At 72.5% G+C, this 20,024-nt stretch carries 19 protein-coding genes; 7 read left to right on the top strand and 12 right to left on the bottom strand.

All coding sequences use genetic code 11. The features are described 5' to 3' along the window. Positions 1-45: 45 nt before the first annotated feature. Complete coding sequence (locus O7615_RS10935) at positions 46-375, bottom strand: hypothetical protein (protein ID WP_278177319.1); 330 nt, start codon at positions 373-375, stop codon at positions 46-48. Between the two features lie 266 nt (positions 376-641). Here O7615_RS10935 and O7615_RS10930 point away from each other — a divergent pair, with 266 nt between their 5' ends. Further along, entirely contained in the window at positions 642-2,444 is a 1,803-nt protein-coding gene (locus O7615_RS10930; protein ID WP_278177318.1) for an alpha/beta hydrolase, read from the top strand. A gap of 101 nt (positions 2,445-2,545) precedes the next feature. Here the strand turns inward: O7615_RS10930 and O7615_RS10925 are convergent, their stop codons facing one another. The 10 genes from O7615_RS10925 to O7615_RS10880 form a co-directional block, all read right to left on the bottom strand. Then, positions 2,546-2,839 (bottom strand): hypothetical protein, encoded by a 294-nt coding sequence (locus tag O7615_RS10925; protein WP_278177317.1) that lies wholly within the window; start codon positions 2,837-2,839, stop codon positions 2,546-2,548. Then, complete coding sequence (locus O7615_RS10920) at positions 2,832-3,383, bottom strand: Panacea domain-containing protein (RefSeq protein ID WP_278177316.1); 552 nt, start codon at positions 3,381-3,383, stop codon at positions 2,832-2,834. Before O7615_RS10920 ends, O7615_RS10925 begins: the two co-directional genes overlap by 8 nt. Positions 3,384-3,688: 305 nt before the next feature. Then, on the bottom strand, positions 3,689-4,852 hold the full coding sequence (locus O7615_RS10915) for an acyl-CoA dehydrogenase (protein ID WP_278177315.1): 1,164 nt from the start codon (positions 4,850-4,852) through the stop codon (positions 3,689-3,691). Then, positions 4,849-6,861, bottom strand: coding sequence for a biotin carboxylase N-terminal domain-containing protein (locus O7615_RS10910; protein WP_278177314.1), 2,013 nt, complete (start codon positions 6,859-6,861; stop codon positions 4,849-4,851). The genes O7615_RS10915 and O7615_RS10910 overlap by 4 nt, the downstream gene beginning before the upstream one ends. Before the next feature lie 12 nt (positions 6,862-6,873). Then, a complete protein-coding gene (locus O7615_RS10905) occupies positions 6,874-8,475 on the bottom strand; it encodes a carboxyl transferase domain-containing protein (protein WP_278177312.1) in 1,602 nt (533 codons plus the stop codon). After that, a complete protein-coding gene (locus tag O7615_RS10900; RefSeq protein WP_278177310.1) occupies positions 8,472-9,695 on the bottom strand; it encodes an acyl-CoA dehydrogenase family protein in 1,224 nt (407 codons plus the stop codon). Before O7615_RS10900 ends, O7615_RS10905 begins: the two co-directional genes overlap by 4 nt. Further along, positions 9,692-11,443, bottom strand: coding sequence for an acyclic terpene utilization AtuA family protein (locus O7615_RS10895; RefSeq protein ID WP_278177309.1), 1,752 nt, complete (start codon positions 11,441-11,443; stop codon positions 9,692-9,694). Before O7615_RS10895 ends, O7615_RS10900 begins: the two co-directional genes overlap by 4 nt. Beyond that, entirely contained in the window at positions 11,440-12,243 is an 804-nt protein-coding gene (locus O7615_RS10890; protein ID WP_278177308.1) for a TIGR03084 family metal-binding protein, read from the bottom strand. The genes O7615_RS10895 and O7615_RS10890 overlap by 4 nt, the downstream gene beginning before the upstream one ends. 33 nt (positions 12,244-12,276) lie before the next feature. After that, positions 12,277-12,912 (bottom strand): TetR/AcrR family transcriptional regulator, encoded by a 636-nt coding sequence (locus O7615_RS10885; RefSeq protein WP_278177307.1) that lies wholly within the window; start codon positions 12,910-12,912, stop codon positions 12,277-12,279. Between the two features lie 194 nt (positions 12,913-13,106). Then, a complete protein-coding gene (locus O7615_RS10880; protein ID WP_013736306.1) occupies positions 13,107-13,784 on the bottom strand; it encodes a Crp/Fnr family transcriptional regulator in 678 nt (225 codons plus the stop codon). 218 nt (positions 13,785-14,002) lie between these two features. On the opposite strand from O7615_RS10880, the gene O7615_RS10875 reads away from it, so the two are divergent. The 6 genes from O7615_RS10875 to O7615_RS10850 all read left to right on the top strand — a co-directional run bounded on the left by O7615_RS10875 (position 14,003) and on the right by O7615_RS10850 (position 19,300). Continuing rightward, the gene (locus O7615_RS10875; RefSeq protein ID WP_278177306.1) at positions 14,003-14,662 is read left to right on the top strand and encodes an adenosylcobinamide amidohydrolase; all 660 of its coding nucleotides are present in this window, start codon (positions 14,003-14,005) and stop codon (positions 14,660-14,662) included. A 58-nt stretch (positions 14,663-14,720) separates the two neighbouring features. Then, positions 14,721-15,869, top strand: a complete 1,149-nt coding sequence (locus O7615_RS10870; protein WP_278177304.1) for a CapA family protein — start codon at positions 14,721-14,723, stop codon at positions 15,867-15,869. Between the two features lie 67 nt (positions 15,870-15,936). Beyond that, positions 15,937-16,716 carry an endonuclease III gene (gene nth, locus O7615_RS10865; protein WP_278177303.1) on the top strand — a complete coding sequence of 260 codons (780 nt, stop codon included), beginning with the start codon at positions 15,937-15,939 and terminating at the stop codon, positions 16,714-16,716. 23 nt (positions 16,717-16,739) lie between these two features. After that, positions 16,740-17,351 (top strand): TlpA disulfide reductase family protein, encoded by a 612-nt coding sequence (locus O7615_RS10860; protein WP_278182063.1) that lies wholly within the window; start codon positions 16,740-16,742, stop codon positions 17,349-17,351. Next, complete coding sequence (locus O7615_RS10855; RefSeq protein ID WP_278177302.1) at positions 17,348-18,058, top strand: CoA pyrophosphatase; 711 nt, start codon at positions 17,348-17,350, stop codon at positions 18,056-18,058. Before O7615_RS10860 ends, O7615_RS10855 begins: the two co-directional genes overlap by 4 nt. Positions 18,059-18,121: 63 nt before the next feature. Then, on the top strand, positions 18,122-19,300 hold the full coding sequence (locus O7615_RS10850) for a MarP family serine protease (protein ID WP_278177301.1): 1,179 nt from the start codon (positions 18,122-18,124) through the stop codon (positions 19,298-19,300). A 3-nt stretch (positions 19,301-19,303) separates the two neighbouring features. Here the strand turns inward: O7615_RS10850 and O7615_RS10845 are convergent, their stop codons facing one another. Then, positions 19,304-19,936 (bottom strand): phosphatase PAP2 family protein, encoded by a 633-nt coding sequence (locus O7615_RS10845; RefSeq protein WP_278182062.1) that lies wholly within the window; start codon positions 19,934-19,936, stop codon positions 19,304-19,306. Positions 19,937-20,024 lie beyond the last annotated feature (88 nt).

Raw genomic sequence — 20,024 nt, 5'->3', positions numbered from 1 at the left:
ATCATCATTACCACCGGCCGCTGTCGCCCGCCTTGGTCGTCGTCGTCAACGCCCGCCTCGGTTGCGGCGATCGCGGTCCCGCATCGCTCGGACCGCGTCGCGGTCGCCCAGCGTCTCCAGGGTGTCCGCGTCGATGCCGGGCGGTTCGATCTCCGGGCTCGCGGACGCCTGCCCGGGTCGACCGTCCGCGTCGCGTTGCCGGGCGGCGGTCACGGCCACCCCGGCGACGGTGGCGAGCAGCACGCAGAGCAGGGCCATCGCCACGCCCAGCAGGTCCTGCCGGCGCTCGATGACCAGCGCGACCAGCAGCCAGAACGCCGCGAGGGCCGCGACCACCGCCACGGTCCGTGCGTCGAGTCCGGGGAACCGTCTCACCAGTCCAGAATGTCGGAGATTGCCGTTCTGTCAACAGCAGTCGGCTTCGCGCCGCGGAACAGCTGATAAACAACGGCTTGCCGGGATGAGGCGGCCGTGGCCCCGGTGACCTGGCCGAAGGCGGGTCTCCCGCTCGGGGCCTGGTCGGGAGCGTGTCTCCTGGTCGGCGGCGTGTCTTCCGCCGGCAGGCATTGCCGGGCATCTCTAGAGTGGCGATGGTCGAGCCTCGGCTCGGCGTGTCCCGTTTCCCACCGGAAGGCGTCCACATGCCACGACCGATCCGGAACCTGGCCACCGCAGGGCTCGTAGGCGTACTCCTCGCCACAACGGCGGTCGCACCCGCCACCGCTGCCCCCACCACGATCGGCGGAGGGACCGCGAGCGTCGCGCATCGCACCAGCCTCGCCGAGCGGCTGCGCGTCGACCGGGTGCCGACGCCCACACTGGACTGGTACGAGTGCTACGAGTACGCCGAGTGCGCCACCGTCCGGCTGCCGCTGGACTACGACAACCCCAAGGGTGCGACGACCGAGATCGCGGTGCTGCGGGTCAAGGCCCGGGACCAGCAGCGCAAGATCGGGAGCCTCTTCCTCAACCCGGGTGGTCCGGGCGGCTCGGGCACCAGCATCGCGCTCGCCGCGCCGAACTTCCTCGGTGACGAGCTGCTCGACCGGTTCGACATCGTCGGGGTGGACCCGCGTGGCGTCAACGCCAGCGACCAGGTCAAGTGCTTCACATCGGTGAAGGAGCAGACCCGGGCGTACGAGGGGACCAACCTCGCGTTCCCGTACACGAAGGCCGAGGAGAAGGCGTACGTCGCCGCTTCGATCAGGATGGGCCGGGCCTGCTCGACCACCGGGCGGCCGCTCAGTGGTGCGATGTCGACCGCCGAGGTCGCCCGCGACATGGACGTGCTGCGCCGGGCGGTCGGCGACAAAAAGCTGACCTACCTGGGCTTCAGCTACGGCAGCATCCTCGGGCAGTACTACGCGAACATCTTTCCGGACCGGGTGCGCGCGCTGGTGATCGACGGTGTGCTCGACCCGACGGCGTGGGTCGGCACCGGCGCAGCGGGCAACGTCCTCCAGGAGGGGCGGTTGCGCAGCGCGCAGGGTGCCTACCAGGCGCTGCGTGAGATCCTCAAGCGGTGCAAGGCGGTGGGTGTCGCCGCCTGTCCGCTGGCCGCCGGTGACCCGGTCGCCCTCTTCGAACTGGTGGCGAAGCGGCTGAAGGCCAACCCGCTGGTCGTCGAGGACCCGGACTTCGGCGAGTTCACCATCACCTACGCCGACTTCATCGGCGCGATCCTGAGCGGGCTCTACGGCCCGTACGGCTACTACGACGTCGCCTACATCACCTACGAACTGCTGGTGCTGACCGATCCGGCGGCGGCCGAGGCGACCCGCGAACGGGTCCGCGGCTCGGTGCGACAGCGTGCGGCCGGTGCCCGCGAGCAGGCGCGTGCCTACGACTTCCCGTACGACAACGGCCTGGAGACCTTCCTCGGCGTGGACTGCACCGACGCCAACCACCCCAAGGACGCCGGTTCCTGGCCGGCCCGGGCGGCCCGCGCCGACCGGCGTGACCCGTACTTCGGGCGGATCTGGGCCTGGGCCACCTCGCCGTGTGCCCGCGACACCTGGACGGTGCGCGACGAGGACCGTTACACCGGACCGTTCAACCGGCGTACGCACCACCCGGTCCTGGTGGTCGGCAACTACTGGGACCCGGCGACCAACTACAACGGAGCGGTCGCCTCGGCCCGGCTGCTGCCGAACAGCCGGCTGCTGGCCAGCGACAACTGGGGGCACACCGCGTACGGGACGTCGGCCTGCGCGACCGGCACCATCGACGCGTACCTGCTGCGTCTGACGTTGCCGAAGAAGGGCAAGGTCTGCCACGGCGACGTCCAGCCGTTCGAGGAACTGCCGGAGCCGGAGGCGGCCGTGCGCGCGGACACCTCCAAGAGCGACCTGGCCGCTCGGGGCATGCCGCGTCCCGGCGAGCCCAAGCAGCTACCGCCGGTGGTCGCACCGCTGCCGGCCGTCGGCACCCTCACGGTCCGCTGAGGTCCCGCTCCACGACGCCGGGGTACGGCGGGCGTTCGGGTCGCCCGCTGTGCCCCGCCGTACTCCTCCTCGCTGACGCGCCCGCCTGTACGTGGGTCGGCTCAGACCGGCCAGGACAGGGCCGCGATGCTCCTGCATGTCACGGTGCGCGTCGTTTCTTCGATCGTGTAGGTGCAGACCACGACGGTGCCGTCGTGGATCGATAGAGGCACCTGCCCCCACCACAGGTTGTCGAAGCCTGGTTCGCGGCGCACGCCCTGGTAGGGATCCTCGAAGCGGGAAAGCATCCATGCCGTCACCAGGTTGATGAGGTCCTGGTCGGGGGACTCGCTCTTGATCCAGATGTCGAGATGGTCGGTAAAACCCTTCAGTGACCACAGGGAGGCGTCAGACACCAGTAACAAGCCTCGCGCGGAGGGCTTCGACGCTGTCTTCGTGCGTCCCTCGCTCGTCCACGGCAGCCTCGGCCAGCCATGCCCGCACGTCGGCGGTGTCGAGGACCGCTTCGTCGTCCTGCTGGCGAGGGGCGCCAGTGGTGCGGAAGAACTCCTTGATCCAGTCCTGCCGAATGGTGACGGACTCGCCGGGACGACGGCTGCTGTCGGCGAGTTGCCAGGGAGTCTCGCTGTGCGTGAGGTGCTCCAGATCGGTGCCCGTCAGGTTGCCGTAACGGGAGATCACGTAACCGATGGTGTTCAGCTCCGCCTCACCGAGCTGGCGGCGCGGCGGGGCCGCTTGGCTCCTGCGCTCGTCCCGCCACAGCGCGGATACAACGGGGCCCATGTCCCAGGCGTCGATGCGCTCCGGGAACAGCGGGCGGTCGAAGGCGGCGAGGTGGTGGCCCTGGCAGTAGTAGAGCAGTTTGTGCAGCTTCTTGACCGGAAGTCCGGGTAGCCGGTCGCGAAGCTCGGCGGCGATGTCATGCGCGGACACGGTCATGCCTCCCATGCTAGGTCGGTCGAGAGGTTCCGGTGATGGCGGCACGGTCGGAGGTCGTGGTTGGCGAGTAGGGGCAAAGTAGCGGAAGGGTGCGACACCCGCCTGCTCCGGCACGCCCCATTGCCGCAGCGCTGGCCCAGGTGGACGCCGGCCGGGTAACCCTGACCTTGGATCGGCTCAGTTTCATGGAGTTCCGCCGCGATGAACGCATGTATCAGTGGACACGAGCGGAAGAGGTGACCTTCGGAGGCTGACTGCCGGCCAAGGGGGGTGGCAGGGTTTAAGTCAGGTGGGTTCGAGCCCGGTCAGTACGACTTGTCCTGGCCGAGGACGTGTTGGGCGACGAAGTTGAGGATCATCTCCCGGCTGACCGGGGCGATCCGGCCCGCGCGTACCCCGCCGAGCAGGGTGGCCACCCCGTATTCGGTGGTCATGCCGGCGCCGCCGAGCGCCTGGACGGCGGTGTCCACGGCGAGCGCGGCGGCCTCGCCTGAGGCGTACTTGGCCATGTTGGCGGCGACGCCCGCCTCCAGGTCGCGGCCGGTGTCGTAGAGGGCAGCCGCCTTCTGGATCATCAGCCGGGCCAGTTCGACCTGCACGGCCGCGTGGGCGAGGGGATGTGAGACGCCCTGGTGGGAGCCGATGGTGCGGCCGCCCCACACCGACCGGGTGGAGGTGTACTCGGTGGCTCGCTCGATGGCGTAACGCCCCGTTCCGGCGCCCATGGCGGCGACGGTGATGCGCTCCGGGTTCAGCCCGGAGAAGAGCGCGGGCAGGCCGGCGTCCAGCGACTCGCCGACGAGTGCGTCGGCGGGCAGCCGCACCTCGTCCAGGTAGAGCAGGAACTGGTTCTCCGGGGAGACGATCTCCATGTCCAGCTTGGACCAGGTCAGTCCGGGCGCGCCGGTCGGCACGATGAACAGCGCCGGCTTGAGCTTTCCGCTCGCCGCGTCCTCGGTGCGGGCGACCACCAGCACGTGCCCCGCCTCGTCCACGCCGGAGATGTAGCACTTGCGGCCGGACAGGACCCAGTCGTCGCCATCGCGGCGGGCAATCGTGCCCAGGCGGTGGAAGTTCGAGCCGGCCTCCGGCTCGGTGATCGCGAAGACGATCTTCTGGGAGCCGTCGGCCAGGCCGGGCAGGTGACGTTTGCGCTGCTCCTCGGTGCCGTGCCGGTTGATGACCGTGGCGGCGATGGCGGGGGAGACCACGAGCAGCAGCAGCGGGCAGCCGGCGGCGGCCAGTTCCTCGCAGACGATGGCCAGGTCGGTGATGCCGCCGCCCCCGCCGCCGTACTCGGTGGGGATGTTGACGCCCAGGTAGCCGAGCCGGCCGGCCTCGTGCCACAGCTCGGTGGTGTGCTCGCCGGCCTTGGCCTTCGCCACGAAGTAGCGGTGGCCGTACCGCCTGCCCAGCGACCGGACGGCCGCGCGGAGCTGGTCCTGCTCTGCACTGAGGTCGAAGTTCATGACGGTGCCTCCTCGGCGGGGTTGACCACGGCCAGCACGGCACCCGTGTCGACCTGCCCGCCGGCCGGCACGGGCAGCTCGGTGACCACGCCGTCGGTCGGTGCGAGCACGGGGTGTTCCAGCTTCATCGCCTCCAGGGCCAGCAGCAGGTCACCGGCGGCGACCCGCTGACCGACCTCGACGTGCACCCGGGCCACCACGCCGGGCAGCGGGGCCAGCAGCGAACCGGCGGCCAGCTCCGCGGTGGGCAGCGGGAAGCGTGGCAGCTCCACCAGGCTCGCCGCCCCGTCCGGGCCGTCCACGAAGACCTCCGACCCCGCCCGGTGTACGCGGTACGCCCGCCGGACCCCGTCCACGTCGAGCACGACCCGTTCCGGGCCGGCCTCGATCAGCGCGACAGCCGGCGAGGCGGCACGGGCGGCAGTCGACGAGGTGACGCGGGCGGCAGTCGACGAGGCCGACCACTCGGCGAGAGCGCCCGAGCGGTCGAGTCGGTAGCTGACCTCGATCTCGCCGCCGTCGGCACCGGCGAACCGGGTGACCTGGCCGAAGGCGGGCACGTTGCGCCAGCCCGACGGCAGGCCACGCAGCACCGGGGCGGTTGCTCGGCGGGCGGCGGCCGAGGCGAGCGCGGCGGCCAGCGCGACCAGGGGGACCGCTGCCTCGGGCAGCAGCGGGGCGAAGACCTCGGGGTGCCGGTCGAGGAATCCGGTGTCGACCTGCGCCGCACCGAACTCCGGGCTGCGCAACACCCGGACCAGCAGGTCCCGGTTGGTGGTCACGCCGTGCAGTTCGGCGCGGGCCAGCGCGCCGGCCAGCGCGCGGGCCGCCTCGGCCCGGGTGGGTGCCCAGGCGACCAGCTTGGCGAGCATCGAGTCGTAGTGCACGCCCACCACCGAACCGTCGACCACCCCGGAGTCCAGCCGCAGGCCGTGCACGGGCGCGAACTCGGCGGCCGCGCCGGGAACCGTGAACCGGTGCAGGGTGCCGGTGGCCGGGCGGTACCCGTGGGCGGGGTCCTCGGCGCAGAGGCGTACCTCGATCGCGTGGCCCTCGACCGGCGGAGTCGCGGACAGCGGCAGCGGCTGGCCCTCGGCGACCAGCAGTTGCAGCCGGACCAGGTCCAGCCCGGTGACCGCCTCGGTGACCGGGTGTTCCACCTGGAGCCGGGTGTTCATCTCCAGGAAGTGGAAGTCACCCTCCGGGGCGAGCAGGAACTCGACCGTGCCCGCGCCGACGTACCCGACCGCCCGGCCGGCGGCCACCGCCGCCGCGTGCAGCCGCGCACGCAGCTCCGGAGCGAGCACCGCCGGTGCCTCCTCGACGATCTTCTGGTGCCGGCGCTGGATCGAGCAGTCCCGCTCGCCGAGCGCCAGGACCGTGCCGTACCGGTCGCCGACGATCTGCACCTCGACGTGGCGCCCGCGTTCGACGTACCGCTCGACGAAGACCGTGCCGTCGCCGAATGCCGCAGCGGCCTCGCGGCGCGCGCCCGCGACCGCCTCGGCGAGCCCGGCGGTGTCCCGGACGATCCGCATGCCGCGTCCACCGCCCCCGGCCGCCGCCTTCACCAGCACCGGAAAGCCGGTGACCTGATCGGTGTCGGTCCAACTGGGCAGCATCGGCACGCCCGCGTCGGCGAGCAGCGCCTTGGCGGCCAGCTTGTCGCCCATCGCGGCGATCGCCTTGGCGGGCGGGCCGACCCAGGTCAGGCCGGCGCCGGTCACCGCCTCGGCGAAGTCGGCGTTCTCGGCGAGGAAGCCGTAGCCGGGATGGACGGCGTCCGCGCCGGACCGGCGGGCCGCGTCCAGGATCGCCTCGATCCGCAGGTACGTCTCGACGGGCGTGTTCCCGGGCAGGCGGACCGCCTGGTCGGCCTCGGCGACGAACGGCGCGTCGGTGTCCGCGTCGGAGTGCACGGCGACCGTCTCCACGCCGAGCGCCCGGCAGGTGGCGAAGACCCGCCGGGCGATCTCCCCCCGGTTCGCCACCAGAAGTCTCGTGATCATGAGCGATCTCCCCTAGACCCGGAAGACGCCGAAGCCGTCGGCGCCCTGCACCGGTGCGTTGTGGATGGCCGAGAGACAGAGCCCGAGGACGGTACGGGTGTCCCGGGGGTCGATAACCCCGTCGTCGTAGAGCCGGCCGGAGAGGAAGAGTGCGCCGGACTGGGACTCGATCTGCTGCTCGACCATCATCCGCATCGCCGCGTCGGAGTCCTCGTCGAACTCGTGGCCCCGGGCGGCGGCGGCCTGCCGGGCCACGATGGAGAGCACCCCGGCCAGCTGTGCCGGCCCCATCACCGCAGACTTCGCGTTCGGCCAGGTGAACAGGAACCTCGGCTCGTACGCCCGGCCGCACATGCCGTAGTTGCCCGCGCCGTAGGAGGCACCCAGGTTGACCGTCAGATGCGGCACCGTCGAGTTCGACACCGCGTTGATCATCAGTGCGCCGTGCTTGATGATGCCGCGCTGCTCGTACTCGGTGCCGACCATGTAGCCGGTGGTGTTCTGGAGGAAGATCAGCGGGGTGTCGGCGGCGTTCGCGAGCTGGATGAACTGGGTCGCCTTCTGCGCCTCCTCGCTGAACAGCACGCCCCGGGCGTTGGCCAGTACGCCGACCGGGTACCCGTGCAGTTCGCCCCAGCCGGTGACCAGCGCGCCGCCGTAGGCCGGCTTGAACTCGTCGAACTCGCTGCCGTCGAGCACCCGGGCCAGGATCTCGCGCGGGTCGAACGGCACCTTCAGGTCGGCGCTGACGATGCCGAGCAGCTCCTCCGGGTCGTACTTCGGCGGTGGCGGCACCGGGTTGCGCGGCGGCGGTCCCTGCTTGCGCCAGTTCAACCGGCGTACGCACTGCCGGGCCAGCCGGATGCCGTCGCGCTCGTCGGCGGCGAGGAAGTCGGCCAGCCCGCTCCTGGTGGCGTGCATGGCCGCGCCGCCCAGCGACTCGTCGTCGGCGTCCTCGCCGGTGGCCATCTTCACCAGCGGCGGCCCGGCCAGGTAGACCTGCGACCGTTCCCGGATCATGATGGTGAAGTCCGACATCCCGGGCACGTACGCGCCACCGGCGGTGGCGTTGCCGAAGACCACGCTGACCGTGGCGATCTTCTCGGCCGAGAGCCGGGTCAGGTCGCGGAACACCCGGCCGCCCGGAATGAAGATCTCCGCCTGGGTGGGCAGGTCGGCCCCGGCCGACTCGACCAGGTTGACCATCGGCAGCCGGTTCGCCAGCGCGATCTCGCCGGCCCGCCGGGTCTTCGCCAGCGACCACGGGTTCACCGCGCCGCCGCGTACCGTCGGGTCGTTGGCGACGACCAGGCACTCCACGCCCTCGACCACGCCGATCCCGGTCACCACGCTCGCGCCGACGGGGAAATCGGTGCCGTACGCGGCGACCGGCGACAGCTCCAGGAACGGGCTGTCGGCGTCCAGCAGCAGCTCGATCCGTTCCCGGGGGAGCAGCTTGCCGCGCCGGTGGTGCCGGCTCACGTACTTCTCGCCGCCGCCCGCCCGCGCCGCGTCGAGCGCGGCGTCCAGCTCGGCGAGGCGTTCTTGCAGCGCCTCCCGATTGGCCAGGTGGGTCGGCGAGGCGGGGTCGACCGTGCTGCCCAGTGTGGTCATAGGCCCATGCCCTTCGCGACGATCTCGTTCATGATCTCGGTGGTGCCGCCGCCGATGCCGAGGATCCGGGCGTCGCGGTAGTGCCGCTCCACCTCGGCGTCGCGCAGGTAGCCGAAGCCGCCGTGCAGTTGCAGTGCCTGGTCGACGACCCAGTCGCCGGCGGCCACCGCCACGTTCTTCGCCATCGCCACCTCGGTCACCACCGGCTCGCCGGCGGCCACCCGGGCGGCCACCACGTGCACGTACGCCCGGGCGGCCTCGGCGCGGGTGTGCATCTCGGCCAACCGGTGCCGCACCAGCTGCCGGCTGGCCAGCGGCCGGCCGAAGGTGGAGCGGTCCCGGCACCAGCTCACGGTCAGCTCCACGCAGCGCTGCGCGATGGCGTACGCCTGGGTGGCCAGCGAGAGGCGTTCGGCGGCGAATTGCTGCATGATCGCGAGGAAGCCGGTGTCCTCCGCGCCGATCCGGTTCGCCACCGGCACGCGTACGTCGACGAAGGAGAGTTCGGCGGTGTCCGAGCAGTGCCAGCCGAGCTTCTCCAGCCGTCGGCCGACGGTGAACCCGGGCGTGCCCTTGTCGATCACCAGCAGGCTCAGCTCGCCGCCGCCTGGGATGCCGGTGCAGACCGCGGTGGTCACGAAGTCGGCCCGGGAGCCGCTGGTGATGTACGTCTTCGCCCCGTTGACCACGTAGTGATCACCGTCCCGGCGGGCGTGGGTGCGGATGCTCGCCACGTCGGAGCCGCCGTCCGGCTCGGTGATCGCCAACGCGCCGATCATGGAGCCGGCCAGCGTGGGCCGGACGTACCGGTCGATCAGGTCGTGCCCGGTGCCGTCGTTGGCGGCGGTGCCGTGGGCGGCGCCCGCACTGTCGGCGGGCCGCCGGGGGATCGGGCCGCCCAGCCGGCCGCCGGCCGCGGCGACCATGTGCGGCAGCGCGATGCCGTGCGTGAAGAGCGCGGCCACCAGACCCGACGAGCCGCCGGAGCGGATGATCTCCTCGGTGACGACGATCGAGTCGAGCAGGTCGCCGCCGCTGCCGCCGACCGACTCGGGAAAGCCGATGCCGAGCAGGCCGAGCTTCGCGGCGGTGGCGTGCAGCTCGCGGGGCACCTCGCCGGCCCGCTCCCAGTCGGCCAGGTGCGGCAGCACCTCCCGGCTGACGAAGGCCCGGGTCAGCTCGCGAAGCTGCCGCCGCTCCGGCGTGTCCACGATGGTCATGGTCGGCCACCCCCGATCGCCGGCGCGGCGGTGGGCAGCCCGACGGGCAGGTCGGCGGGGAGGTCGACGAGCCGGGCCCGGAGCAGCTCGCCGAGCGCCTTGGCCTGCGGGTCGAACCGGGTGGAGGCGGCCACCCCCGACCCGAGCAACCCCTCGATGACGAAGTTGACCGCCCGCAGGTTCGGCAGCTCGTACCGCGCGACGGTCAGCGGGGCAGTCTCCGGCAACAGTTCCGTCAGCCGCGCCACCGTGAGCCAGCCACGTAGCCAGGACCAGGTCGCGTCCGTACGCGCCCAGACACCGAGGTTCGCGTCGCCGCCCTTGTCACCCGAGCGGGCACCGACCACCTCGCCCAGCGGCGCCCGCCGCGTCGCACCCAGCTCGGGATGAGCGGAAGGGCCTGCTGCCTGTGGTGCAGGGGCTTTCGCCGCAGCGGTCACCGGCGGCGGGGCGATCGGCTGGCGGGTGCCATCCGGCAGCACGGCGACGTGGGCGACCGCATCCTGCGGCACGGTGTCGGCGGTGAAGACGCCGTACGGGACGGCGTCGCCGGGCAGTGTGGTCAGCGTGCAGCCCGGATACGAGGCCAGGGCCAGCTCCACCGCCGCTGCCGAGAACGCCCGCCCGGCCCGCTTCCGGTCACCGTCGCGCAGGTGTACGTGCAGCAGTGCGCTCGCCGTCTCGGTGTCGGCGGCGTCCGGGTGGTCGGTACGGACCAGCGTGAACTCCAGCCCGTCCGGGCCGATCGCCTCCGCCAGTTGCGCCCGGACCAGGGCCGCCTTGGCCGGTATGTCCAGCCCGCAGAGCACGAACGTCATCGAGTTGCGGAAGCCGGCCAGGTTGTTGACGCCGACCTTGAGCGTGTCGGGTGGCGGGGTGCCCCGGACCCCGGCGACGCGTACCCGGTCCGGCCCGTCCTGGTCCAACCGCACCGAGTCCAGCCGGGTCACCACGTCCGGCCCGAGGTACGCCGGCCCACCCACCTCGTACAGCAGCTGCGCGGTGACCGTCTCGACGGTGACGGCGCCGCCGGTGCCGGGATGCTTGGTGAGCACCGCCGAGCCGTCCGGGTGCAGCTCGGCGACCGGGAAGCCCGGCCGGTGCCCGCCGTCGGGCAGCTCCGTGAAGAAGCTGAAGTTGCCGCCGGTGACCTGCGCTCCGCACTCGATCAGGTGCCCGGCGACGGTGGCCCCGGCCAGCGCGTCGAGGTCCGCGCGTCCCCAGCCGAAGCGGGCGATGGCCGGGCCGACGACCAGCGAGGCGTCGGTGACCCGACCGGTCACCACCACGTCCGCCCCGGCGTCGAGGCAGGCGGCGATGCCGAACGCCCCGAGGTACGCGTTGGCGGTGAGCGCGTCCGGCCGAGCCAGGGCGTCGCCCTCGACGTACCCGATCCGGACGGGGAGGCCGAGCCGGTCGGCGAGCGCGCGGATGGCGGTGGCCAACCCGGCCGGGTTGAGCCCGCCGGCGTTGGTGACCAGCGTGACCCCGCGGTCGAGCGCGGTGCCGAGGCAGCCCTCGAGCTGCCGGAGGAATGTCTTGGCGTAGCCGAGGTCGGGATCGCGCATCCGGTCCCGGCCGAGGATGAGCATGGTTAACTCGGCCAGGTAGTCGCCGGTCAGCACGTCCAGCTCACCGCCGTCGAGCATCTCCCGCCAGGCGGAGAACCGGTCGCCGTAGAAGCCGGAGGCGTTACCCACCCGGAGCACCTCGCTCGGATGACCCGGTCGCGGACGCTCGCTACTCATCGTGCCGACACCTCGGTGCCGTCCGCGTGCGGGGGACGGCCGGTGCCGGGCGGGCCGGCGAACGCCTGGGCCACGTCGAGCCACCCGTCGGCGACCGGCCCGGTGGCGACCAGGGCGAGGTCGGCACGGTGCCGGCGCTGGGTCACCAGCAGGCAGAAGTCGACTGCCGGACCGACGACCCGGTCGGCCGCGTCCGCCGGGCCGAAGGTCCAGGTCTCGCCGGTGGGTGCCACCAGCTCCACCCGGACCGGCGTGGTGGGCACCGCCCGGCCGTGGGCGGCGAAGCTGTGCCCGAGGGTACGGAAGCCGAGGAAGGCGATGTGCCGCAGCCGTTCGGTGGCGGGCCGGGTGACGCCGAGCGCCTCGGCCACGTCCTCGCCGTGGGCCCACGTCTCCATGATCCGGGCGGTCGCCATCGAGGCCGACGACATCCGGGTGCCGTACCAGGGCAGCTTCTCCCCGGCCGGCACGGCGGCGAGGGCCGCCGCGAGTGCCGAGCGGCCGTCCCGCCAGCGGTCCAGCAGCGTGGCGGGCGGGGCGAGGAACGACTCCGCGCCGTCATCGACCAGCCGGGCCGGGTCCGGCGCGGAGGTGACCGAGGCGTAGAACGCGTCGGCGTCGGTGGCGGCGAGCCGCGCCACGTGGTCGGTCCACGCCAGGTGGGCGATCTGGTGGGCGATGGTCCAGCCCGCCGCCGGGGTCGGCCGGGCCCACTCCGGCGGCGGCAGCGGGGCGACGAGCGCGTCGAGCTGATCGGACTCGGTGGCCAGATCCGTGAGCAGTGCGGTCAGGTCGACCATGGTGCCTCCGGGCGGGGTGGACCGGTCAGGACGTCAGTGCCGATCGCTCCCGGGCGGGTCGTCGGCGGGGGCGAGCAGGGTGGTGAACTGGTGTTTCCAGGCGTGCAGCAGGGCGGCCCGGCGGGCCGAGTCGTCGCTGAGCAGGTTGGCCACGCCGAGGCCGCGCAGCAGGTCGAGGGTGGCCTGCACCGCCTCGCGTACGCCAGGGCGTCGCTCGTCCACGCCGAGCAGCTCGACGGTCAGCCGGTGCATCTCGCGGCCGACCCGGGTCTCCAGCGGGAGCAGTGCGGCGCGCAGCTCGGCGTCGGTGCGGGCGGCCACCCAGAGTTCGAGGGCGGCGACGAAGAGCGGCCCGGTGAAGGCGGCGGCGAGCAGGTCGACCACCCGGTCGAGCCGGCTCGGGCCGGCCGGCAGGGCCTCGGCCTCGGCACGCAGCTCGGCCGCCCGGCGTTCGGTGAGATGACCGACGGCGGCGGTGACCAGGGCGGTCCTGGTCGGGTAGTGGTGCAGCTGGGCGCCCCGGGAGACGCCGGCCCGGGCCGCCACGACGGTGGTAGTGGTGCCGGACCAGCCGTGCTCGACCAGGCACTCGACGGTCGCCTCCAGCAGCCGGGCCCGGGTGGCGCGGCTGCGTTCCTGTTGAGGGACGCGGGTCGATGCGGTGGGCACGCGCACAGCCTGCCCGTCTCCAAACAAACAGTCAAGACTGACTTTTTATGGCGTGGGCTCGGAACACGTCCTGTCGTGACAAGGGGTCAGCGATCGTCGCGCGGCCCGAAGGCGACCGACGCCTTCCCGGTCGCCGGGTTCCGGTCGAGCGATTCTGTGCCGGGCAGGCCGGGTCGGACCCGTGCGCGGTCGGGTCAGACCCGTGCGCGACGGGCCAGCCGCTCCGGGTCGAGGATGATGATGCTCTTGCCGTCCAGCCGGAGCCAGCCGCGCGAGGCGAAGTCGGCCAGCGCCTTGTTGACCGTCTCCCGGGAGGCGCCGACCAACTGGGCGATCTCCTCCTGGGTCAGGTCGTGCGTCACCCGCAGCACGCCGCCGTCGCGGGTGCCGAAGCGGCCGGCCATCTGGAGCAGGTTCTTGGCGACGCGGCCGGGCACGTCCGTGAAGATCAGATCCGCCAGGGCGTCGTTCGTCCGGCGCAGCCTGCGGGCGAGCACCCGCAGCAGCTGCTCGGCGATCTCCGGCCGGTTGTTCAGCCACGGCCGCAGCGCCTGCTTGCGTAGCCGGGCGAGCCGGCTGTCGGTGACCGCGGTGGCGGTCGCCGTACGCGGACCCGGGTCGAAGAGCGACAGCTCGCCGACCATGTCTGACGGACCCATCACGGCGATCAGGTTCTGTCGGCCGTCCGCTGCCCGGCGGCCCACCTTGATCTTGCCGGACAGCAGGATGTAGAGGCTGTCGCCGGGCTCGCCCTCGTTGAAGACGACCTCGCCCTTGCGGACCTCGATCGTCTCCATCTCCTTGGCGAGCGCCTCGGCAGCCTCCGGGTCGACACCCTGGAAGATCCCGCTGCGGGCCAGTACCTCGTCCATCGCGCACCTCCGGTTGCGCGTGCCGTTTGCTCGGCCGGGTCCGCCGTCCGCTGATCCCTCGCGCGCCGACCAGTCTAGGCGCACGTGAGCAGGAATCAGAGGTCCACCCCTGGAATCTTGATCGTTGGGCGTAACGTGCCCGTCGTGATCGACCTCTAGAATCCCGCGCCTGGTCGGGCCGGTATCGGCGGGTCGAATCCCGGCCGTAGGGTCACGGCGTGCTGAACGAGCCCCTGCTGACCGCCCGGCGCGAGGACGAACGGGACATACCCCTGCTCATATGGCGTTCCGGGCGACCGCTGCGGGCGATCAGTTCCGCCCCTCTCGGCGGTGGGATCGGCGTACGGCGGTGGGTGCTGAACGCGACGGTGCCGATGTCGTACGACCGGGACGATCCCGCCGACCACCTGGCCGCCATGGCCCGGGAGTGCGGCCTCGACGGGCCCGGGGCGGGCCTGCTGACCGGCGTCGACGTCGGCGAGGTGGTGGCGCGGACCGACACCGGCGTGCAGGTCTGGGCCACCGTCGGGCTGGGCACCCCGATCCCCGCCGCGGCGCCACCGGCCGCGGTACCGGCGCAGCCGGTCGGCACGGTCAACATCGTGGCGTACGTCCCGGCCCGGCTCGGCGACGCGGCGCTGGTCAACGCGGTGGCCACGGCCACTGAGGCGAAGACGCAGGCGATCATGGAGCTGGGGCTGCCCAGCACCGGCACCCCGACGGACGCCGTCGCCGTGCTCTGCCCGCCGGACGGACCGGTCTGCGCCTACGGTGGCCCCCGCTCCACCTGGGGAGCACCCCTGGCCAGGGCGGTGCACGCCGCCGTGCGGGCGGTCGGGACCGAGACCGTCCCATGGTCGGATCGGCTCCCAGGCTGAATCTCCCCACCCGATCGGCCGTCGTCGTCGCATTACCCGGACGGTAGGGTCGCTCACGATGTACGCTCGCGCCCCCCTCGCGCCCCGACCGCCCCGACCGCGTCGTCACGCCGTGGCCGCGCTCGGAGGGCTGCTGGCTGCCCTCCTCCTCGCCGGCTGTGCCACCACCGACGAGGGTCCGATCTGGCAGCCCGGCACGGGCGGCGGTGACACGGGCGCGCCGGTCGGGTCGAGCGCCCCCGCCGTCAAGAAGATCTCGCTCTCCGCCACCGGCGACATCGTCATGGCCATGGCGCCGAACCGGCTGCCGCCCAACAACGGCAAGGGCTTCTTCGACTCGGTCAAGAAGGCGCTCGCCGCCGACCTGGTGATGGGCAACCTGGAAGAGCCGTTGACCGTGGACACGGGCACCGGCAAGTGCGGGGCGAACTCCACCCGCTGCTTCCAGTTCCGGGCCCCACCGGAGTACGCCGCACATCTCGCCGACGCCGGGTTCGACCTGCTCAACCAGGCAAACAACCACGGCTACGACTTCGGGCCGAAGGGGTACGAGAACACCCAGAAGGCGCTGGAGGAGCACGGCCTCGCGCACACCGGTGCGCCCGACCAGATCACGGTGGTCGAGGTCAAGGGCGTCAAGGTCGCCGTCGCCGGGTTCTCGTCGTACCGCTGGTCGAACAGCCTGGTCGACATCCCGGCCGCGAAGAAGGTGATCGAGAAGGCCGCCGAGCAGGCCGACATCGTCGTGGTGCAGGTGCACATGGGTGCCGAGGGGTCGGAGATGACGCGGGTGCGGCCGGGCACCGAGATGTTCCTCGGTGAGAACCGGGGCGACCCGATCAAGTTCTCCCGCGCGATGATCGACTCCGGCGCCGACCTGGTCGTCGGCCACGGTCCGCACGTGCTGCGCGGCATGGAGTTCTACAAGGGCCGGCTGATCGCGTACAGCCTGGGCAACTTCGCCGGCGGCGGCAACTCGTTGAGCAACACCGGCCGCCTCGGCTGGGGCGGGGTGCTGAAGGTGTCGCTCGAAGCCGACGGCACCTGGGCCGGCGGCTCGTTCACCTCCACCTACATGGACGGGGTCCGCAAGCCGACGGTCGATCCCGACGATCGCGGCCTCGGGCTGCTCCGGGATCTCACCAAGCTCGACTTCCCGGAATCCGGCGCCCGCTTCACCGACTCCGGAAAGATCAACGCACCCTAGGGGCGATCTGCGGCCCGTCGGCAGAGGGCGTCCGGAAGAGTCGGGCCGGCGACGTAGGCTGGCCGTCGTGACCAGAAGCGCCACCGAGACCGACCTGGGTCGTACGCGTCGGGCGCGGCGGATCGGCCGCGTGCTGACCGAGACGCACCCCGACGCGCACTGCGAACTCGACCACGGCAACGCGCTGGAGCTGGCCGTCGCCACGATCCTCTCGGCCCAGTGCACCGACAAGAAGGTCAACGAGGTCACTCCGAAGCTCTTCGCCCGCTACCCGACGGCCACCGACTACGCCGGGGCGGATCGCGGCGAGATGGAGGAGATGATCCGGCCGACCGGCTTCTACCGCAACAAGACCAACTCGCTGATCCAGCTCGGTCAGGCCCTGGTGGAGCGGTACGACGGCCAGGTCCCCGGCCGGCTGGCCGACCTGGTCACCCTGCCCGGGATCGGTCGCAAGACCGCCAACGTCATCCTCGGTAACGCGTTCGACGTGCCCGGCATCACCGTCGACACCCACTTCCAACGGTTGGCGCACCGCTGGGGGCTGACCACCGAGACCGACCCGGTCAAGATCGAGCATGAGATCGGGGCGATGTTCCCGAAGCGCGACTGGACCATGCTGTCGCACCGGATCATCTTCCACGGCCGCCGGGTCTGCCACGCCCGCAAGCCCGCCTGCGGGGCGTGCACGCTGGCGAAGCTCTGCCCTGCGTACGGCACCGGGCCGACCGAGCCGGCCGCCGCGGCGAAGCTGCTCAAGGGCCCCCGCGCCCGCGACCTCGCGGTCGCCGCCGGCATCGATCCCGAGCTGGTGCCGGTGCAGGCGGTCCGGGCGGAGGCGCCGTGATCCGCCGGCTCGCCCTGCTCTCCCTGCCGCTGGTGCTGCTGGGCACGGCCGCCTGCACCGCCGACACCGAGGCGCCCGGGCCGACCCGCCAGGATGCGGCCGCCGCCCGCCCGTCACCGTTCCAGGACTGCGCCGGCCTCGCCGGCGACCCCGCCGGCCGTGGTGAGGCGCCCGGCCCCGATAAGGCGGACGGTCCCGGCGGGGCGGCGGGCGATCTGCTGCCCGAGCTGACCCTCACCTGCTTCACCGGCGGTGCCCCGATCGCCCTGCGGGACGTGCGCGGGCCGGCGGTGGTCAACATCTGGGCCTCCTGGTGCCCGCCCTGCCGCAAGGAGCTGCCCGCCTTCCAGCGGCTCAGCGAGCGTGCCGAGGGGCAGTTGCGGGTGGTCGGAGTGAACAGCCGGGACAGCCGCGCCGCGGCGCAGTCGATCGGCGAGGATTTCGGCGTACGGTTCCCGATGCTGGTCGACCAGGGCGAGGCGGTGCAGCGAGCGCTGCGCCGCACCGCGATCCCGCTGACCATCTTCGTGGACGCGCAGGGCGGGATCCGGCACATCGACAGCTCGGGCGCGCTGGACGACGCCCGCCTCGCCGCACTCGTCCACCAACACCTCGGCCTCACGGTGCCAACATGAGCAAGCGTGAGCGAGCGGGTGCGCAGCCGCCGGAATGGATGGGGCCGCTGCTGGATCGGCTCGGCACCGCGCGTACCGAGGATTTCACTCAGCTGCGTACGCCGGATCGCGGCGGCCGGGAGAGCGCCGTGCTGGTGCTGCTCGGCGAGGATGTCGCCACCGGCCCGGATGTGCTGGTCCTCCAGCGAGCCGCCACCCTGCGCAACCATGCCGGCCAGCCGGCGTTTCCCGGCGGGGCGGCCGACCCGGAGGATGCCGACGCCGCCGCGACGGCGCTGCGCGAGGCGAACGAGGAGGTCGGTCTCGACCCGGTCAGCGTCACCGTCCTGGCCCAACTGCCGAGGCTGTGGATTCCGGTCAGCGACTTCGTGGTGACGCCGGTGCTCGCCTGGTGGCACGCGCCGCACCCGGTGCATTCCCGGGAGCCGGCCGAGGTGGCCCACGTCGCCCGGCTGCCGATCGCCGAGCTGGTCGACCCGGACAACCGGGTGCGGGTACGCCATCCGAGCGGCTGGGTCGGCCCGGCCTTCTCCGTGCGCGGGATGCTCGTCTGGGGCTTCACCGCCGGGGTGCTCGCCGCGTTGCTGGAGATGGGTGGCTGGAGCCGGCCGTGGTCCCGGCGCCGGGTGATCGATCTTCCGCCGACCGGCGCGTCCCCCGCCCCGTCGGCCGGCACCGACGACGTCGACGAGAGCGCCCTGCGCTGATCGGACCGCTACCTTCCGCAAGCGATCGTCATCGCGCGAGCCCCTGGCCCGTACGCTTGAGCCGTGTCGGCCGTGGATCTCGTACTGCTGTTGCTCATGCTCGTGTTCGCGATCAGCGGATACCGACAGGGGTTCGTCATCGGGGTGCTCTCGTTCTCCGGCTTTTTCCTCGGCGCCCTGATCGGACTGCAGATCGGGCCGATGTTCGCCCAGCAGTTCGTGGACGGCGGCACCCGGGTGCTGATCTCGCTGGTCGCCATCTTCGGCCTCGCCGTGGTGGGCCAGGCGCTGGCCGGCTGGCTCGGCTCCCACCTGCGTCGCACCATCGCCAGTGACGTGGGGCGGCGGGCCGACGATGTCGGTGGCGCCTTCGTCTCGCTCTTCGCGGTGCTCCTGGTCGCCTGGCTGGTGGCCGTGCCGCTCGGCTCCTCCTCGCTGCCGTGGTTGGCCGCCTCCGTCCGCAGCAGCGCGTTGCTCAACGTGGTCGACCGGGTGCTGCCCGACCAGGCTCAGCAGCTCTCCACGGCGCTGCGCGACACCGTCGACACCAACGGGTTCCCGGACGTCTTCGAGGGGCTGCGGCGTACCCAGGCCCGGCAGGTCGAGCCGCCCGACCCGGCGCTCGCCGGCTCCGAGGTGGTGAGCAACGGTCAACGCTCGGTGGTCAAGGTGCTCGGTTCGGCGCCGAGCTGTTCCCGGCGGATAGAGGGCTCCGGCTTCGTGTACGCCGACGACCGGGTGATGACCAACGCGCATGTGGTCGCCGGCACCCGCTCGGTGGCGGTGGAGTTGCGCGGGGACCGGTACGAGGGCGAGGTGGTCGTCTACGACCCGGACCGGGACCTGGCCGTGCTCTACGTGCCCGGGCTGCCCGGCCCGTCGATGCGGTTCGCCGCCGGCAACGCCTCCACCGGCGCGGATGCCGTCGTGCTCGGGTTCCCGCTCGACGGGCCGTACAACGCCCAGTCGGCGCGGGTCCGTGACGTCGACCGGATCACCGGGCCGGACATCTACTCGTCGGGGAACGTGACCCGGGAGATCTACACGATCCGGGCGCTGGTCCGCAGCGGCAACTCCGGCGGGCCGCTGGTCTCCTCCAACGGCCTGGTGCTGGGGGTCATCTTCGCGGCGGCAGCCGACGACCCGAACACCGGCTTCGCGGTCACCGCCGCCGAGGCACGGCCGGTGGCCCTGGCCGGCGCGGAGCGTACCCGGGGCGTCGAGACCGGCGAGTGCACCTGACGGTCACCTGCCAGGTGGCGGGCGCCGGTTCTCGGGTGCAGGCCGGGGCCAGACGGTGAAGACGGCGGTGGTGGCGGCGACCACCGCCGCACCGAGCAGCCATCCGGCGAGCACGTCGCTGGTCCAGTGCACGCCGAGGGCGACCCGGCTGAACCCGGTCACCACGGCGATCAGCAGGGCACCGAGCCAGACCGCCGCGCGGGCCGTGGACCGGGCCCCGGTGCGGGGCAGGAACACCACCAGGAGAACTCCGGCGGCGAGTACCGCGTTCAGCGCGTGCCCCGAGGGAAAGGCCAGGCCGGGCGCCTGCGCCACCGGGTCGGGCAGGTCCGGTCGTGGACGGCCGACGAGCAGCTTGAGCAGCGGCGCGAGCAGGCCGCCGAGCACCATGGTCGTGGTGGCCCAGACGGCGAGCCGCCGGGCGCCACGGCTGGCCAGCCAGATCACCAGTGCCAGTGCCGCCACCCGCAGCGGCATCGGGGCGAAGGCGTCGGTCCAGACGCTCATCGTCCGGACCCAGGCCGGGTGGTCCAGGGCGTACCCGTGCAGGTGCGCGGTGACCGCCACGTCGAGCCGGCGCAGCGGCGGCCAGTCGCTCAGCACCAGCGTGGCGAGCAGTGCGAATGGCACGAGCATCACCACGCCGGAGGCACCCGGGGCGCGCCTCGGCCCCCGCGCTCCGGTCGCTGGCAGGTGGGAACCACGCCCGGAGAGTGGCGCCGCG

The organism is Micromonospora sp. WMMD1082, assembly GCF_029626175.1.
GTDB lineage: Bacteria > Actinomycetota > Actinomycetes > Mycobacteriales > Micromonosporaceae > Micromonospora.
The sequence above is the reverse complement of the archived record's forward strand: the minus strand, read 5'-3'. Positions and strand labels throughout refer to the sequence as shown.

Coding starts and splice junctions, on each gene's coding strand:
- O7615_RS10930 (WP_278177318.1), top strand. CDS start 642: ATGCCACGACCGATCCGGAACCTGGCCACCGCAGGGCTCGTAGGCGTA.
- O7615_RS10920 (WP_278177316.1), bottom strand. CDS start 3,383: ATGACCGTGTCCGCGCATGACATCGCCGCCGAGCTTCGCGACCGGCTA.
- O7615_RS10915 (WP_278177315.1), bottom strand. CDS start 4,852: ATGAACTTCGACCTCAGTGCAGAGCAGGACCAGCTCCGCGCGGCCGTC.
- O7615_RS10910 (WP_278177314.1), bottom strand. CDS start 6,861: ATGATCACGAGACTTCTGGTGGCGAACCGGGGGGAGATCGCCCGGCGG.
- O7615_RS10905 (WP_278177312.1), bottom strand. CDS start 8,475: ATGACCACACTGGGCAGCACGGTCGACCCCGCCTCGCCGACCCACCTG.
- O7615_RS10900 (WP_278177310.1), bottom strand. CDS start 9,695: ATGACCATCGTGGACACGCCGGAGCGGCGGCAGCTTCGCGAGCTGACC.
- O7615_RS10895 (WP_278177309.1), bottom strand. CDS start 11,443: ATGAGTAGCGAGCGTCCGCGACCGGGTCATCCGAGCGAGGTGCTCCGG.
- O7615_RS10890 (WP_278177308.1), bottom strand. CDS start 12,243: ATGGTCGACCTGACCGCACTGCTCACGGATCTGGCCACCGAGTCCGAT.
- O7615_RS10880 (WP_013736306.1), bottom strand. CDS start 13,784: ATGGACGAGGTACTGGCCCGCAGCGGGATCTTCCAGGGTGTCGACCCG.
- O7615_RS10870 (WP_278177304.1), top strand. CDS start 14,721: ATGTACGCTCGCGCCCCCCTCGCGCCCCGACCGCCCCGACCGCGTCGT.
- O7615_RS10855 (WP_278177302.1), top strand. CDS start 17,348: ATGAGCAAGCGTGAGCGAGCGGGTGCGCAGCCGCCGGAATGGATGGGG.
- O7615_RS10845 (WP_278182062.1), bottom strand. CDS start 19,936: ATGCTCGTGCCATTCGCACTGCTCGCCACGCTGGTGCTGAGCGACTGG.